General features: G+C 69.9%; 15 protein-coding genes. 6 read left to right on the forward strand and 9 right to left on the reverse strand.

The window, feature by feature from the left end; genetic code table 11:
* Positions 1 to 50: 50 nt before the first annotated feature.
* Complete coding sequence (locus IE231_RS10715) at positions 51 to 941, reverse strand: 2-hydroxy-3-oxopropionate reductase (RefSeq protein ID WP_189693959.1); 891 nt, start codon at positions 939 to 941, stop codon at positions 51 to 53.
* A gap of 39 nt (positions 942 to 980) precedes the next feature.
* On the reverse strand, positions 981 to 1,778 hold the full coding sequence (locus tag IE231_RS10720) for a hydroxypyruvate isomerase family protein (protein ID WP_189693960.1): 798 nt from the start codon (positions 1,776 to 1,778) through the stop codon (positions 981 to 983).
* Positions 1,779 to 1,954: 176 nt separating this feature from the next.
* Between IE231_RS10720 and IE231_RS10725 the strand changes: the two genes are divergently transcribed.
* Positions 1,955 to 2,239: a hypothetical protein gene (locus tag IE231_RS10725; RefSeq protein ID WP_189693961.1), complete on the forward strand. Its 285-nt coding sequence runs from the start codon at positions 1,955 to 1,957 to the stop codon at positions 2,237 to 2,239.
* A gap of 257 nt (positions 2,240 to 2,496) precedes the next feature.
* On the opposite strand, the gene IE231_RS10730 is transcribed toward IE231_RS10725, so the two are convergent.
* A complete protein-coding gene (locus tag IE231_RS10730) occupies positions 2,497 to 3,711 on the reverse strand; it encodes an MFS transporter (RefSeq protein ID WP_189693962.1) in 1,215 nt (404 codons plus the stop codon).
* A 66-nt stretch (positions 3,712 to 3,777) separates the two neighbouring features.
* On the opposite strand from IE231_RS10730, the gene IE231_RS10735 reads away from it, so the two are divergent.
* Entirely contained in the window at positions 3,778 to 4,086 is a 309-nt protein-coding gene (locus tag IE231_RS10735; RefSeq protein WP_189693963.1) for an MmcQ/YjbR family DNA-binding protein, read from the forward strand.
* Positions 4,087 to 4,180: 94 nt separating this feature from the next.
* Here the strand turns inward: IE231_RS10735 and IE231_RS10740 are convergent, their stop codons facing one another.
* The 4 genes from IE231_RS10740 to IE231_RS10755 all read right to left on the reverse strand — a co-directional run bounded on the left by IE231_RS10740 (position 4,181) and on the right by IE231_RS10755 (position 9,432).
* Positions 4,181 to 5,011: a bifunctional allantoicase/(S)-ureidoglycine aminohydrolase gene (locus tag IE231_RS10740; protein WP_189693964.1), complete on the reverse strand. Its 831-nt coding sequence runs from the start codon at positions 5,009 to 5,011 to the stop codon at positions 4,181 to 4,183.
* 12 nt (positions 5,012 to 5,023) lie between these two features.
* A complete protein-coding gene (locus IE231_RS10745) occupies positions 5,024 to 6,382 on the reverse strand; it encodes a DUF6986 family protein (RefSeq protein WP_189693965.1) in 1,359 nt (452 codons plus the stop codon).
* A complete protein-coding gene (gene aceB, locus IE231_RS10750) occupies positions 6,383 to 7,981 on the reverse strand; it encodes a malate synthase A (RefSeq protein WP_189693966.1) in 1,599 nt (532 codons plus the stop codon). It abuts the gene before it with no gap.
* 68 nt (positions 7,982 to 8,049) lie between these two features.
* Positions 8,050 to 9,432, reverse strand: a complete 1,383-nt coding sequence (locus tag IE231_RS10755) for an NAD(P)-dependent malic enzyme (protein WP_189693967.1) — start codon at positions 9,430 to 9,432, stop codon at positions 8,050 to 8,052.
* Positions 9,433 to 9,646: 214 nt separating this feature from the next.
* On the opposite strand from IE231_RS10755, the gene IE231_RS10760 reads away from it, so the two are divergent.
* From IE231_RS10760 to IE231_RS10770, 3 genes are all read left to right on the forward strand, one after another.
* A complete protein-coding gene (locus IE231_RS10760) occupies positions 9,647 to 10,402 on the forward strand; it encodes an IclR family transcriptional regulator (protein WP_189693968.1) in 756 nt (251 codons plus the stop codon).
* A 220-nt stretch (positions 10,403 to 10,622) separates the two neighbouring features.
* Positions 10,623 to 10,811, forward strand: a complete 189-nt coding sequence (locus IE231_RS10765; protein WP_189693969.1) for a hypothetical protein — start codon at positions 10,623 to 10,625, stop codon at positions 10,809 to 10,811.
* A 134-nt stretch (positions 10,812 to 10,945) separates the two neighbouring features.
* Entirely contained in the window at positions 10,946 to 11,410 is a 465-nt protein-coding gene (locus IE231_RS10770) for a hypothetical protein (RefSeq protein WP_189693970.1), read from the forward strand.
* 40 nt (positions 11,411 to 11,450) lie between these two features.
* Here the strand turns inward: IE231_RS10770 and aceE are convergent, their stop codons facing one another.
* Complete coding sequence (gene aceE / locus IE231_RS10775; RefSeq protein WP_374189438.1) at positions 11,451 to 14,261, reverse strand: pyruvate dehydrogenase (acetyl-transferring), homodimeric type; 2,811 nt, start codon at positions 14,259 to 14,261, stop codon at positions 11,451 to 11,453.
* A gap of 153 nt (positions 14,262 to 14,414) precedes the next feature.
* On the opposite strand from aceE, the gene IE231_RS10780 reads away from it, so the two are divergent.
* On the forward strand, positions 14,415 to 15,185 hold the full coding sequence (locus tag IE231_RS10780) for an SDR family oxidoreductase (protein ID WP_189693972.1): 771 nt from the start codon (positions 14,415 to 14,417) through the stop codon (positions 15,183 to 15,185).
* Between the two features lie 17 nt (positions 15,186 to 15,202).
* Here the strand turns inward: IE231_RS10780 and IE231_RS10785 are convergent, their stop codons facing one another.
* Entirely contained in the window at positions 15,203 to 15,607 is a 405-nt protein-coding gene (locus IE231_RS10785; RefSeq protein WP_189693973.1) for a sterol carrier family protein, read from the reverse strand.
* Positions 15,608 to 15,611 lie beyond the last annotated feature (4 nt).

Genomic DNA, 15,611 nt, shown 5'->3' on the forward strand with positions numbered 1-15,611 from the left:
GCACGACAGCGAGCGGTCGCCGTCGTGCGTGCAAGGGAAGTTCTGCGGGGCTACTTCTTGCCGGAGAGCTCGTTGGTGAGCTTGAAGAGGCCCGAGTGGTCGAGGCCCCCGTCGCCGCGGGCCACGAGGGCCGAGACGAGCTGGGCGACGGCTGCGCCCAGCGGGACCACCACGCCAGCTTCGCGGGCGGCCGAGGTGACGATGCCGAGGTCCTTGTTGTGCAGGGCCAGGCGGAAGCCCGGGTCGAAGTTGCGGTCGAGCATCTTCTGGCCCTTCTGGTCCAGGACCTTCGAGCCGGCGAGTCCTCCGCCGAGGACCTTGAGGGCCGCGTCCGTGTCGACGCCATATGCCTCGAGGAACACGATGGCCTCGGAGAGCGCCTGGATGTTGACGGCGACGATGAGCTGGTTCGCCGCCTTCACGGTCTGGCCGGAGCCCGAGGGGCCTACGTGGACGATGGTCCTGCCGACCGCCTCGAGGATCGGGAGGGCGGCGTCGAAGTCCGCCTTCTCGCCGCCGACCATGATCGAGAGCACGGCGTCGATGGCACCCTGCTCGCCGCCGGAGACCGGGGCGTCGAGGGGGCGGATGCCGGCTTCGCGGGCGTCAGCGGCGAGGCGCGCTGCGACGTCGGGACGGATCGAGGACGCGTCGATCCACAGGGCGCCCTTCGGCGCGTTCGCGAAGACTCCCTCCGCTCCGGAGACGACGCCCTCGACGTCGGGGGAGTCCGGGACCATCGTGATGACGACGTCTGCGTCCTTGACCGCCTCCGCGATGCTCGCTGCCCCCTCGCCGCCCTCGGCGACGAGCTTGGTCACCTTGTCCTCGCTGCGGTTGTAGCCGGTGACCTGGTGGCCGGCCTTGACGAGGTTGACGGCCATGGGGAGGCCCATGATGCCGAGGCCGATGACTGCGATCTTGGTCGGGGTGGTGCCCATGTGATTCTCCTGGGAAGTCTTGGCGTGATTGCTGTCGGATCAGGCGGAGGCGGCGGGGCGGATGGCCCACGTGAAGGCCTGGGCCTGCGGGGCCTTGTACTCAAGGCCGATGTAGCCGGTGTAGCCGAGCTCGCGCGAGCGGGTGATCCACTCGCCGAGCGGGAGCGCGCCCGTGCCGGGGGCGCCGCGGCCCGGGTTGTCGGCGATCTGGATGTGGCCGAAGTCCTTCGCGTGCTCCTCGATGACCGTGGCGACGTCGTCGCCATTGACCGCTAGGTGGTAGAAGTCGGCGAGGAGCTTGACGTTGTCGACCCCGGCGGCCTTGGTCTTCGCGATGACCGCGAGGGCGTCCGCCGCCGTCTTGAGCGGGTAGGCCGCGGTCCCGGAGACGGGCTCGAGGAGCACCGTGCCGCCGATCCTGGCGACTCCCTGCGCGGCGGCGACGAGGTGGGCTACGCCGAGCTCGTCCTGCTCGTCGGCGGATGCGCCCTCGAGACGGTTCCCGTACAGCGCGTTGAAGGCCTTGGTGCCGGTGCGCTCGGCGATGCCGACGACGGTGTCGATGTTGTCGAGGAATTCGCGCTCGCGGCCGGTCCACGAGACGAGGCCGCGGTCCCCGGCGGGCATGTCGCCGGCGAAGAAGTTCAGGCCCGAGAGGTGGACGCCGGCGCTGTCCAGCGCGCCGACGAACGCGTCGACGTCCTTGTCCGCCGGGACCGCCTCGGCGAAGGGCCACCAGAACTCGACGGCGTCGAAGCCGGCTGCCTTGGCCGCCGCCGGGCGCTCGAGGAGGGGAAGCTCGGTCAGGAGGATCGAGCAGTTCACGGTGTACGTCATCGTCGGGGCCTTTCTCGTCCGGACTATCTTTCCAGATTGTGGAAGGAAACTTTCTCTTGATGAAAGTGTAGGACGAAGATGTGATGCCGGTCAACCTCTTGGATACCAAAGGCTCTCCGGAGCGCCGCACCTTTGGTCACTGGGTAATCCGGCCTTCCTCGGGCAATGATGGAGGCATGGCCACGTACAGAGCACTGGAGCACTCCTCGAGCAAGGATCCCCACGACTGGGGCCGAGCCATGGCAGTCGCCCTCAAGCGCCTCCTCGAGACGGCGCAGACCGACCGAAGCTACCTCGAGCACAAGCACCTCATCGGGCAGGACATCGTCATGCGCATTGAGGCCGAAGAGGAGGGCGCCTGTGTCCACCTCAGCTGGCATCCTCAGAACCAGGACGACGCCCCGCCGGACGAGGACGAGAGCACCGAGGAAGCCATCGAGGGCTCGGGCCGCGGCGGCTGACGGCCCGCACTGCCCGCCTGACCCGGGGGGCTTCCCTCCGGAACCCGGGTCCCCGCTCAATGATGAGGGGTCATGTCCCTAGCCTGAGGGGTCACATCTCTAGAGAGGCCACTCTCCTTTATGGGGATGTGACCCCTCATCGGGGATGTGACCCCTCATCGGGGAGGTGACCCCTCATCGGGGATGTGACCCCTCATCGGGGATGTGACCCCTCATCGGGGATGTGACCCCTCATCGCGGGGTGGTGACCGGAACCGTCAGGGGCGGACGGCGCGCCACGCTCCCGCGGCGGCGCCGAGCAGCAGGCCGGTCGCCGCGAACACCCCGCCCGTGCCCAGTCCCGCCGCGAGCAGCCCGACGGCGGGCGGGATGAGCGCCTGCCCCAGCCGGTTGGCCGTGATCCGGGCCGCAAGCCAGGTCCCGGCCGTGCCGGGGGGTGCCGCGAGTGAGACGACGGTCATGGTCAGCGGCTGCACGATCCCGAGCGTGTACCCCGCCACGATGAGCACCGCCGTGAGTGCCCAGCCCGGCAGCGGCGCCGCCATCCCGAGCACGGCCAGCGCACCCGCAGCGGTCCCCCACAGGATGAGCCACTGCCGGCCGAACCGCGCCACCAGCCGGGACATCGCGAGTCGCGAGGCCATCGTCGCGACCGCCCGCACTGTCAGGAGCGCGCCGACGGCGGCGGCCGGGATCCCGCGCTCCACGCCGAGGGCGGGCAGGTACACCTGGATCAGGTCGATCGCGCACAGGACCATCATCGAGACACCGATCGACGCCGTGAGCCGTCGCCGCCCCTCGGCGTCCGCAAGCACGCGGCGCATCGGGAGGCGGGACGGGCCCGTGCGCACGACGCCGCGGCCCTCCCCACGCTGCTGGGCCGCCGCGCGCCTCGGACGGCGCAGCGACAGGGGCAGCGTCACGGCGAGCATCGCGGCGGCAGCCGCGAGGTACCAGCCGAAGAGCGGGCCGGTGTGCGGGAGGACGGAGCCGCCGCCGACGACAGCCAGCAGGGACGGGGCGAGCGCCTGCCCCGCCGAACCGGTGAACGTGTAAAGGCCGAACAGCGAGTCGAGGCTGCGCTGCTGTGTCCCCTCGCCGGCCGCCTCCGCGATGCGGGCCTGTTCGCCCAGGAGGCTGACGAGGTGACCGAGCCCGAGCGCGACGTTCCAGCCGAGCAGCCACCAGACGTCCGGCGTCGCCGCCAGGAGCCCCACGCCGGAGCCCACCATGAGCACTGCTCCGGCGAGGAGCAGCGCGCGGCCGTGGCCGGCGTCGTTCATCCGCCCCACCCACACCGCGGCCGCGAGCGGCAGGAGCGAGAAGCTGGCCACGATGAGGCCGAGCAGCGCTGCGTCGACGCCGAGCTCGAGGGCGCGGTAGGACGCGGTGGGGCGCACGATGTAGACGGCGAGCTGGAGGAAGAAGGCGTGGGCGAGGACAGCCCAGGGGTAGCCGCTGCGGTTGGTCATGTCGAAGCCACGTTAGCCCGTGGCGGCCCCTTGAACCGCGCCGTGACGCGTGGCACCGTGGGCCGCATGGCCACCGAGGAGGACGTCCGCCAGCTGTGCCTCGCGCTGCCCGGGGTGACCGAGCGGCCCAGCTGGAACCAGCCGGCCTGGTTCGGCAGGACGCTGTTCGCTCGGATCTGGGAGCCGGGCGTCGTGACGCTCAAGACCGAAGAGCGCGAGGCGCTGCACGCCGCGGATCCCGAGACGTTCTACTGGGAGGTGCCGCACCATCTCGGCTCGCCGGATCTCGTGCTCGTCCGGCTCGGGCGGATCTCCCGCGAGGAGCTCGGGGAGATGGTCCAGGAGTCCTACCGGATCGCGGGCGGAGCCGGCTGACCCGTCGGGGGAGACCGTGGGGACCTGCAGGGGTGACGACGGCGCGGGGCGGCTCAGTGCCAGGCCAGCCCCGCGCCGTCGGGCGTGGGGGACGTCAGCCCGGCAGCGGCGCGCCCGTGAGGCGCACCTGGCGGTTGACGTCCTTGTAGAGGAGGTACCGGAACTGGCCGGGGCCGCCGGCGTAGCAGGCCTGCGGGCAGAAGGCGCGCAGCCACATGAAGTCGCCGGCCTCGACCTCGACCCAGTCATTGTTGAGCAGGTACATGGCCTTGCCCTCGAGCACGTACAGTCCGTGCTCCATGACGTGGGTCTCAGGGAACGGAATGACTCCCCCGGGCTGGAACGTCACGATGTTCACGTGCATGTCGTGGGCGAGGTCGTTGGGGTCGACGAACCGCGTCGTCTTCCAGACCCCGTCGACGTCCGGCATCTCGCCGGGCTCGACTTCGGTGTCCGAGGTGACGAAGCTCTTGGCCTCGTAGCCCGGCAGCGGCTCGTACGCCTTGCGCACCCAGTGGAACGAGGCGGTGTCGTCCGAGCTGTTCTCGAGGCCCCATTCGTCGCCGGCCGCGAGGTAGGCGTAGCCGCCCTCCTTGAGGGTGTGGACCTCGCCGTTGAGCGTGAGGCCCAGCGTGCCCTTGACCACGAACACAACGCCCTCCACGCCGGCCTCGAACTCCGCCTTCGGGGCCCCGCCGCCCGGTCCGATCTCCACGATTAGCTGCGAGAACGTCGTCGCGAACCCTGAGATGGGGCGCGCGATGATCCACGCCCGGGTGTTCGAGAAACCTGGGAGGTTGGACGTGACGATGTCCGTCAGGACGCCCTTCGGGATGACCGTGTACGCCTCGGTGACGATGGCACGCTCGGTGGTCAGGTGGGTCTGGGGCGGCAGGCCGCCCTCGGGGTAGTAGTACTTGCCCATTCGGGCCTCCTTCTAGTTCGTCGCGGCGGCCAGCCGCGGATGCGCGAGGTGTGTGAGCTCGAGCTCTGTGAGTGCGGTCGAGGCGAGCACCTCGTCCGCGCCGACCGCGCCGCACTGGAGGCCGCGGAGCACGAACGCCGCGAGTGCGCGGGCGGTGGCCGGCTCGTCGAGGACGGCGCCTGCGGTCTGGTTCACGTAGTTGCGCAGCCGCGTGGTCGCCGCCTCGAGGCCCTCACGGTAGAACGCGTACGTGGCGATGTAGCGGGTGGGCAGCTGGTGGGCGTGGAGGTCCCAGCCCTGGTAGTAGCCGCGCTCGAGGGAGCGCCTCACGAGCCGGGCGTGGAGCTCCCACGCGGCCTCCCGCTGCGCGGCGTCGCCGAGGGGGAGCACGTTCGTGGAGCCGTCGGAGAGCCGGATGCCGGTCCCGGCCACGGCCAGCTGCATGACCTCCTTCGCGAAGTCCGCCGCCGGGTGCTCCATCGACTGGTAGGCCGCGGCGATCTGCAGCGACGCCGAGTAGTCGTAGGTGCCGTAGTGGAACGCCGTGATGCGACCGTCCGCGACGTGCGGGAGCTGGGCCACGGGGTGCGTCCCGTCCGGGCCGATGATGAGCTGCGGCGTCTCCACCTGCACCTCGAACCCGAGGCGTCCCGGCGCGAGGCCGAGTGCGGATTCGAGGCGGTCGGCGGCGAAGGCCATTGCCTTGACCTGGTCTACCGTGGTCACCTTGGGCAGCGTGAGGACGAGCCCGTCGCCGAGCGCACCGAGTGCCCCGGTCTGCGCGAGGCGCGAGACGAACAGCTCGAGGGTGCGGAGCCCGCGGCGGCGAGTGGGCTCCTCGAAGCACTTGAAGCGGATGCCGACGAACGGCGTCGTGCTTGCGGTTCCCTCCGTCGCGGCCGCGAGGGCAGCTGCGACGGAGTCCGCTGCCCTCACCGCCTCGGCGTCCTCGATCGCCTCCGCATCCCCGGCGGCACCGGGGAGGCCAGCCGCCTTTCCGGGGGCGAGGTAGCCGTCCTCGAAGTCGATGCGGAGGTCCTCGATGGGCTCGGAGCGCAGCTTCGCCTCGACGCGCGGCGCGACCTCGGCGGCGAGGACCGGGGTGAGCCCCACGCGGCGGGCCAGGGCCTCCAGGCCGCCGGCCTCGTCCGCGGCGGCCAGCGCCGCGGCGCCCCACTCCGCGGGAAGCTGCGGGGTGAAGCGGTCCGCGGGCACGTAGACCGTGTGGACGGGCTGGCGCGTCCCCGAGTCGCCCGGGTAGCCCTCGGCGAGGAGCCGGTCGGTGGCCGCGAGGCTCGCATCGATACGGGCGAGGTCCGCTTCGCCGAGCACGCGCGCCGGCAGGCCCTGGTCCACGTGGGGCTCGCCCATTCAGCCCACCAGCTCGTAGGCGGGGGTGGTGAGGAAATCGGTGAAGTCCTCGGAGAGCACGATGTCCGCGATGAGGCGGCTTGCCGGCTCGTAGAACTTCGCGAACATCTGGGGGTCGACCTCGGTGCGAAGGCGCTCGGTCTCCTCGGCGAGGATCCGCTCGACGAGCTCGCGCGTCACCGTGTTGCCCGTGTCCGCGAGGACCACCTTGTTGTGGATCTGCTGCCAGACCTGGGAGCGGGAGATCTCGGCGGTCGCCGCATCCTCCATGAGGTTGTGGATCGCCACCGCGCCGTTGCCCGAGAGCCACACGGCCGTGTAGGCCACCGCCACGTAGAGGTTCAGGTGCAGGCCGGCCTCGGTGGCCTCGCCCTCGGTCGCCGAGACATTGAGGAGGTCCTCCGCGGTCACCTTCACCTCTGGACGCTGGCGGTCCACCTGGTTCGGCTTGTCGCCGAGCACCGCGTCGAAGACCTCCTGGCACGTCGAGACGAGGTCCGGGTGGGCCACCCACGAGCCGTCGAAGCCGTCCGTCGCCTCGCGCGTCTTGTCCGCGCGCACCTTCTCGATCGCGGCCGCGGTGATCTCCGGCTCCTTGCGGTTCGGGATGAACGCGGCCATGCCGCCCATCGCGAACGCGCCGCGCTTGTGGCACGTCTGCACGAGGAGCTCGGTGTAGGCGCGCATGAAGGGGGCCGTCATGACCACGGAGGCGCGGTCCGGGAGCGTGAACTTCTCACCGGCGTCACGGAAGAACTTGATGATGCTGAACAGGTAGTCCCAGCGCCCTGCATTCAGGCCCGAGGCGTGGTCGCGGAGCTCGTAGAGGATCTCGTCCATCTCGAACGCCGCCGGGATCGTCTCAATGAGCACCGTGGCGCGGATGGTTCCCTGGGGGATGCCGAGGTAGTCCTGCGCGAACACGAACACGTCGTTCCACAGGCGCGCCTCGAGGTGGCTCTCCATCTTGGGCAGGTAGTAGTACGGGCCGCGGCCGGAGGCGATGAGCGGCTTGGCCACGTGGAAGAAGTGCAGCCCGAAGTCCACGAGCGCACCCACGGCCGGCTCGCCGTCGATGAGCACGTGGCGCTCGTCCATGTGCCATCCGCGCGGGCGGGTGACCACGACGGCGAGCGGGGCGTCAGTGCGCAGCGCGTACTCCTTGCCCTCCGGGGAGGTGAACGAGAGCGTGCCGTCGGCGGCGTCGCGGAGGTTCTTCACGGAATCCACCACGTTGGCCCAGTGCGGGCTCGAGGCGTCCTCCATGTCCGCGAGCCACACCCTGGCGCCCGAGTTGAGGGCGTTGATGGCCATCTTGGCCGGGCTCGCCGGGCCGGTCATCTCGACGCGGCGGTCCTGCAGCGGGCCAGGCGCCTCGGCGACCTTCCAGTCGCCGGCCCGGACCTCGGCCGTCTCCGGCAGGAAGTCGAGCCTGCCGGTGCTCGCAGCCTCGGCGCGGCGAGCCTTGCGCGCCTCGAGGCGGGCCTTGCGCTCGCCGGCGAACCGCCGGTGGAGTTCCTCGACAAAGGCGAGCGCCTCGTCGGTGAGGATCTCGTCGGCGCCCGCGATCGGCGCGTTGTCGGTGACAGTGATGGCCATGGCTTTCACGTTCCTTCTCCCGGTGACCGGGTTCTCCCTGGGGCCTGGTTGAACTGCTTGCTGGGTCTCTACGCGTGCGCTGCCGCGACAATCGCCGCGGCCACGTCCTGGGCGACGTGGGCGTCGAATACGCTCGGGATGATGAAGCTCGGGTTGAGCTCCTCATCGCTCACGCGGGCCGCGATGGCCTGCGCCGCCGCCACGAGCATCGCGGGGGTGATGTCCGCGACGCCTGCGTCGAGCAGCCCGCGGAAGACGCCGGGGAACGCGAGCACATTGTTGATCTGGTTGGGGAAGTCGCTGCGGCCGGTGGCGACGACGGCGGCGTGGTCGGCGGCCGCGACGGGGTCCGTCTCCGGGTCCGGGTTGGCCATGGCGAAGACGATGGCATCCTCCGCCATCGTGGCGACGTCGTCCGGGCCGAAGAGGTTCGGTGCGGACACTCCGATGAAGACGTCCGAGCCCTTGAGCGCCTCGACGAGCGTGCCGGAGAAGGACTCGGGGTTGGTGTTCTCGGCGACCCAGACGCGGTGGGCGTCCGTCAGCTCGCGGCCGGCGTGGATGGCACCCTTGCGGTCGCACGCGATGATGTTCTTCGCACCCTGTGCCTGGAGCAGCTGGATGATCGCGTTGCCGGCGGCGCCCACTCCGGAGACGACGATGCGCACGTCCTCGATCTTCTTGCCCACGAGCTTGAGCGCGTTGACCAGTGCGGCGAGCGTCACGATCGCCGTGCCGTGCTGGTCGTCGTGGAAGACGGGGATGTCGAGTTCCTCGCGGAGGCGTGCCTCGATCTCGAAGCAGCGCGGGGCTGCGATGTCTTCGAGGTTGACGCCGCCGTAGACCGGGGCGATCGCCTTGACGATCTTGATGATCTCCTCGGTGTCCTTCGTGTCGAGACAGACAGGCCACGCGTCCACGTTGGCGAACTGCTTGAACAGCGCAGCCTTGCCCTCCATGACGGGCAGCGCGGCCGCGGGGCCGATGTCGCCGAGGCCGAGCACGGCGGTTCCGTCGGTGACCACGGCGACGGTGTTGCGCTTCACCGTGAGGCGGCGCGCGTCGTCGGGGTTCTCCGCGATGGCACGGCATACGCGGGCGACGCCGGGCGTGTAGGCCCGGGAGAGATCGTCGCGGTTGCGGAGGGGAACCTTGGGGACGACCTCGAGCTTGCCGCCGAGGTGCATGAGGAAGGTCCGGTCGGAGACCTTCTTCACGTGCACGCCCTCGAGCGCCTCGAGGGCCGCGGCGACCTCTTCGGCGTGCTGCTCGGACGTGGTGTTGCACGTGATGTCCACGACCACGCCGTCGTGGTGGGACTCGCTGATGTCCAGCGCGGTGACGGGTGCGCCGGCGGTGGCGACCGCGGCCGCGAGCTCGCTGGTGATGCTGATGCGGCTGGGGGCGTCGACGCGGAGGGTGATGGAATTGCCGGGGCTGGGGCTCGCCATTGAATCGTCCTTGGGTCCGGGAGGCGTCCGCCTCGCTGCATTTTCCGTAGTACGGATATTATTCTCTGTATCTTGGAAAAGACAAGTCCTCGTCTCGCCACGCGGACACCTATCTCCGGTGGATGCGGTGCGGTATCGTGGAGGAGCCGCAATTTCCGGGATGCGGATAAGTTTTGCCGGAATCAGCATCCGGCGGCGGCCCTCAGGAGGCAACATGGCAGAGAAGGCGTCCGGCGGAGTCCAGTCGGTTGAGCGTGTGTTCGAGCTCCTTGAGCTCATCACCGACGCGGGCGGAGATGTCACGCTCAGTGAGCTCTCCTCCTCCACCGAGCTCCCGCTTCCCACTATCCACCGGCTCCTGCGCACCCTCGTCTCCCTGGGGTACGTCCGGCAGCTCCCCAATCGCCGCTATGCGCTGGGCCCGCGGCTCATCCGCCTCGGGGAGGGTGCGAACAAGCAGCTCGGTGCGCTGGCCAGGCCACAGCTGCAGATGCTCGTGGAGCGGCTCGGCGAGACGGCCAACATGGCCGTCCTCGACTCCGACATGGTCATCTACGTGGCCCAGGTCCCCTCACCCCACGCCATGCGCATGTTCACCGAAGTAGGCCGGCGTGCCCACACCCACGACACTGGCGTGGGCAAGGCCATCCTTGCGCAGCTCGACGACGAGCAGGTCCGCTCCATCGTGGCGCACCAGGGCATGCCGACGCCGACCACGTACAGCCTCGGCGATGTCGATTCGCTGCTCTCGGACCTCGACAAGACCCGCGCCCGCGGCTATGCGATCGACGAGCAGGAGCAGGAGATCGGCGTCCGCTGCTTCTCTATGGCCGTGCCGCACGCGCCGACCCCGACCGCAATCTCCGTCTCCGGCCCCGTGTCCCGCGTGGACGAGGCCTTCGGCGAGCGGGCCGTCCCGCTCCTGCGCGAGGCCGCCGAGAAGATCTCCGCCGAGCTCAACCGCGGCTGAGCCGACCCGCGTTGAGCCAGCGCGCGGCTGAGCCGACCCGCGTTGAGCCGGCGCGCCGTTGAGCCCGCGCGCCGAGGCGCGCGCTCGTTCTGACCGCAGGACGCGGCCGGAAAACCCTTGACGACATCTTTGGTATCCCGCTAGGCTTTCATATATCAGAAAAAGTTTTTCGAGATATGGAAATTAGCTCGGAGGCGATCGACCTGGAAAGGGGAGAGACATGTCCATCACCACGACCATCACGCGTCCATCTGCAGGGGAGCCGGCCGTCCTCCCGCAGCCGGCCGAGCGCTACATTCCGAAGGTGACGAATATCGATCCGGACATCGCGATCCGCCGGGACCGGCCTGAGGGCACGGGCGGCTGGGCTGCTCGCATTCCCGTGCTGAACTGGTTCGTCCCGCGCTGATCCCCCGAGGCCGCCGCGGCGAGCGGCGAACGGCCCCGCCTCCAATCTCAGGAGGCGGGGCCGTTTCGCATCCCAGCCGACCGCCGGGACGAAAGCCTCTCGCCCAGCTTGCGTGGCAGGTGTGGAATGGCGCCATGGCAGCGCGCGACGGCAGAGCACGCAAGGACCGGCCCCAGTCCGCCCGGGCAGGCGCGGTGCCGTCGATCATCGTGATCGGCGTGCTGATGTACCTGGCCAACGTGGCGCCCGGCTGGTGGGCGCTCCCCTTCCTCACTTCCCGTACGGCGGAGGTCATGGGCGCAGTCAATGCCGCCTGGATCGCGGGACTCGTGGCCAACGCGGTCTACCTGCTCGTCGGCGTCCGGGCGGTCCGCGCCCTCGGCGAGATCATCGTCATCGTCTTCGGGATCGTGGCGACGTTCCGGATCTGGAGCGTGTTCCCCTTCGACTTCGGTGCCAGCTCCTTCGACTGGGCGCTGATCGTCCGGATCCTGCTCGTCGTGGCGATCGTCGGCTCGTTCATCGGCATCATCGCGCAGCTCGCGGCCTTCGTGCGCGCAATCCTCCCGCACCCCAGCGGCCACGCCCTCGGGCAATGAGTCGCCCCGCGGGCTAGGCTTCGCCGCGGTGTTCTGCGGGCTAGGCTTCGCCGCCCGCGGTTCCCGTCGTTCCCGCCTTCACCTCCAGCAGCCTGTACCTCTCGATCGCCTCCCGCGCGGCCGACGCCGGCACCTCGCCCCGGCGGCCGAGCTCCTGGAGGGTGCGGACCACCACCGAGTGCGCGTCGATCTTGAAGAACCGGCGTGCGGCCGCACGGGTGTCGGAGAACCCGAACCCGTCCGCACCGAGCACGGCATAGTCGCCCGGCACGAACTGCCGGATCTGGTCCGGAACCGACTTGTTGTAGTCCGTGACCGCCACCACGGGGCCGGACGTGCCGGCGAGCTGCCGGGTCACGAACGGCAGCGGCGCCTCGGCCTCGGGGTGCAGGAAGGCCTGCTCCTCCGCCGCGAGGCCCTCGCGGCGCAGCTCGCTCCAGGACGTCACGCTCCACACGTCTGCCGCCACGCCCCAGTCCTCAGCGAGAATGCGGCGGGCCTCGAGGGCCCACGGCACCGCCACGCCCGAGGCGAGCAGCTGCGCGCGGGGAGCGTCGGCACCCAGAGGAGCCCCGGCGTCGTCCGCTGAGTCCGAGCCCGGCAGCCGGTACATGCCCCGCAGGAGGGCGTCGACGTCGAGCTCCTCGGGCTCGGCCGGCTGGACGATCGGCTCGTTGTACACGGTGAGGTAGTACATGACGTTCGGGTCTGCGTTGGTTCCGGATGTGCCACCCGTGCCGTACATCCGCTCGATGCCCGCCCGCACAATGTGCCCGATCTCGTAGCCGTACGCCGGATCGTAGGTCACGACCGCGGGGTTGGTCGCCGCGAGCAGGGGCGAGTGGCCGTCCGCGTGCTGGAGGCCCTCCCCGGTGAGTGTGGTGCGCCCGGCGGTAGCGCCGATGATGAAGCCCCGGGCCATCTGGTCGCCCGCCGCCCAGAACGAGTCGCCCGTGCGCTGGAAGCCGAACATCGAGTAGAACACGTACACCGGCACGAGGGGTTCGCCGTGGGTCGCGTAGGCCGTGCCTGCGGCGGTGAACGCAGCGACGGCGCCGGCCTCGTTGATGCCCGGGTGGATGAGCTGCCCGGCAGGCGACTCCTTGTAGGCCAGGACCAGGTCCCGGTCGACCGAGAGGTAGTTCTGGCCCTTGGGGTTGTAGATCTTGGCGGTCGGGAAGAACGCGTCCATGCCGAAGGTGCGGCTCTCGTCCGGCACGATCGGCACGATCCGCTTGCCGAACTCGGCGTCCCGCATGAGGTCCTTCAGCAGGCGAACGAAGGACATCGTCGTCGCCGCCTGCTGCTTCCCGGAGCCGCGCTTGGCGATCGCGTACGCCTTCGCATCGGGAAGCGCGACGGCGCGGTGTTCCTTGCGCCGCTCCGGCACCGCGCCGCCGAGCTCGGCACGGCGTCCGAGGAGGTACCTGATCTCGGGGGCGTCGAACCCGGGGTGGTAGTACGGGGGCTGGTACGGGTCCGCCTCGAGCTGCTCGTCGCTGATCGGGATGCGCAGGTGGTCGCGGAAGTCCTTGAGGTCCTGCAGCGTCATCTTCTTCATCTGGTGGGTCGCGTTGCGGCCCTCGAAGTGCGTCCCGAGTCCGTAGCCCTTGACGGTCTTGGCGAGGATCACGGTGGGCTGGCCCTTGTGCTCCACCGCCGCACGGTACGCGGCATAGACCTTGTGGTAGTCGTGGCCGCCGCGCTTGAGGTTCCAGATCTGCTCGTCCGTCAGGTCCGCGACGAGCTCCTTGGTCTCGGGCGTCTTGCCGAAGAAGTGGTCCCGGACGAAGGCGCCGTTCTCGGCCTTGTAGGTCTGGTAGTCGCCGTCCAGTGTCTCGTTCATGATCTTCACGAGGTGGCCCTCGCGGTCGTTGGCCAGGAGCGAGTCCCACTCGCGGCCCCACACCACCTTGATGACGTTCCAGCCGGCGCCGCGGAAGAACGCCTCGAGCTCCTGGATGATCTTGCCGTTGCCGCGGACCGGGCCGTCGAGGCGCTGGAGGTTGCAGTTGATGACGAACGTGAGGTTGTCCAGGTTCTCGTTCGCGGCGAGCTGGAGCAGGCCGCGGCTCTCGGGCTCGTCCATCTCGCCGTCGCCGAGGAAGGCCCACACGTGCTGGTCCGAGGTGTCCTTGATTCCGCGGTTGTGCAGGTACCGGTTCGTCTGGGCCTGGTAGATCGCGTTCATCGGGCCGATGCCCATCGAGACCGTGGGGAACTCCCAGAATTCCGGCATCATCCGGGGGTGGGGGTAGGAGGAGAGGGCGTGGCCCTCGCGGGACTTCTCCTGGCGGAACCCGTCGAGGTCCTCCTCGCCCAGGCGCCCTTCCATGAACGCGCGCGCGTACATGCCGGGGGAGGCGTGGCCCTGGAAGAACACCTGGTCGCCGCCGCCCGGGTGGTCCTTGCCCCGGAAGAAATTGTTGAAGCCCACTTCGTAGAGCGTCGCCGCGCCGGCGTAGGTGGAGATGTGCCCGCCGACGCCGACACCCGGGCGCTGCGCGCGGTGCACGAGCACGGCGGCATTCCAGCGCATCCAGGCGCGGTACCGCCGCTCGACGTCCTCGTCGCCGGGGTAGACGGGCTCCTGGTCGGCCGGGATGGTGTTCACGTAGTCCGTGGTGTGGACCATGGGAACGCCGACGCTCTGGGCACCCGCGCGCTGGAGGATGCTCTTGACCATGAACTGGGCCCGCTCGGTGCCCCGCTCGGAGACGAGGGAGTCGAAGGATTCGATCCACTCGGCGGTCTCTTCGGGATCGCGGTCCAGTGCGGCGCCGTCGCCAGAGGACCGGCTGCCGGGAATCCGGCCGCCGAGGATCTGCTGGGTATGCTCTCCAGTCAGCACGTCCAACCTCTTTCTTGCGCGCTCGGGTAACGGCGCGCTGGGTCTGGGATGGTCGTTTCCTGATTTCGTATTGTGGAAACGAAATACTACGATGTGAAACAAGAGTGGCGTGGGAGCGTGATCCGCGTCAAGTCCGTGACAGGGGGAGGACCCATGGGAAGCACTGAGGCACGCGTCGCGGTGGTCACAGGAGCAGGCAGCGGCATCGGGAGAGCAGTCGCACGCCGCCTCCTGGCCGACGGCTGGAGCGTCGCGCTCGCCGGGCGCCGCGAGGACGCCCTGGGGGAGACCGCAAGCACGGCCGAGGGCACCGGCCCTGGGTCCGCGCTCGTGGTCCCCTGCGACGTGACCCGGCAGGACGACGTCGAACGCCTCTTCGCCCACGTGCTGCGGGAGTTCGGCCGTGTGGACGTGCTGTTCAACAACGCCGGGACATTCGGCCCGTCGGGCGACGTCGGGGAGATCGACGTCGCGGGATGGGAATCCACGGTGGCCGTGAACCTGACCGGCAGCTTCCTGTGCGCCGGGGCCGCCTTCCGCGCGATGAAGGCCCAGGAGCCCCAGGGGGGCAGGATCATCAACAACGGCTCGATCTCCGCGCACACGCCGCGGCCGCGGTCGGTCGCGTATACCACGACGAAGCACGCGATCACCGGGCTGACAAAGAGCATTGAGCTCGACGGCCGTCCCTACGGGATCACCGCCGGCCAGATCGACATCGGCAATACGCGCACGGAGCTCATCGACACGCTGGGCGTCGGTGAAGGCGCACTCCAGGCGGACGGTTCGCGCCGCGTCGAGCCCACCTTCGCGGTGGAGGAGGCGGCGAAGGCCGTCGTGTTCATGGCGTCCCTCCCGGCCGAGGCCAGCGTCGGCAGCCTGCTCATCACGGCTTCCGGGATGCCGTTCGTGGGCCGGGGGTAGCGCGGCCGAGCGCCTGGCTACGCGAGCGGCAGGAACTCGCTCAGGTCCGTCCGGATCCCGGAGGCGCTGAGCCTTCCCGAGGCCAGCGCGTCGGTCCAGGACACGCTTCCCGTCGCGAGGCCCAGCCACGTCGGGGCATCCGTCTCGACGACGTTGGGCGGCGTCCCGCGCGTGTGGCGCGGCCCCTCGACGCACTGCGCCACCCCGAACGGCGGCACCCGCACCTCGACCGAGTTCCCTGGCGCCGTCTCGGCGAGCTCCTCGAGGAGGTACCGCACCGCGGTCGCCACGGTCTGGCGGGGCACCTCCGGATGCCCGACGGCGTCTCCCTCCTGACGCTCGGCGCCCTCCGCATGTGCGGCGCGCCAGGCAGCCACAGCCGCGCGGCCGTCGTCGTGCGTGATCCTGCGGCGGGTGGCCATTGGT

Source organism: Sinomonas cellulolyticus (assembly GCF_014656475.1).
GTDB lineage: Bacteria > Actinomycetota > Actinomycetes > Actinomycetales > Micrococcaceae > Sinomonas > Sinomonas cellulolyticus.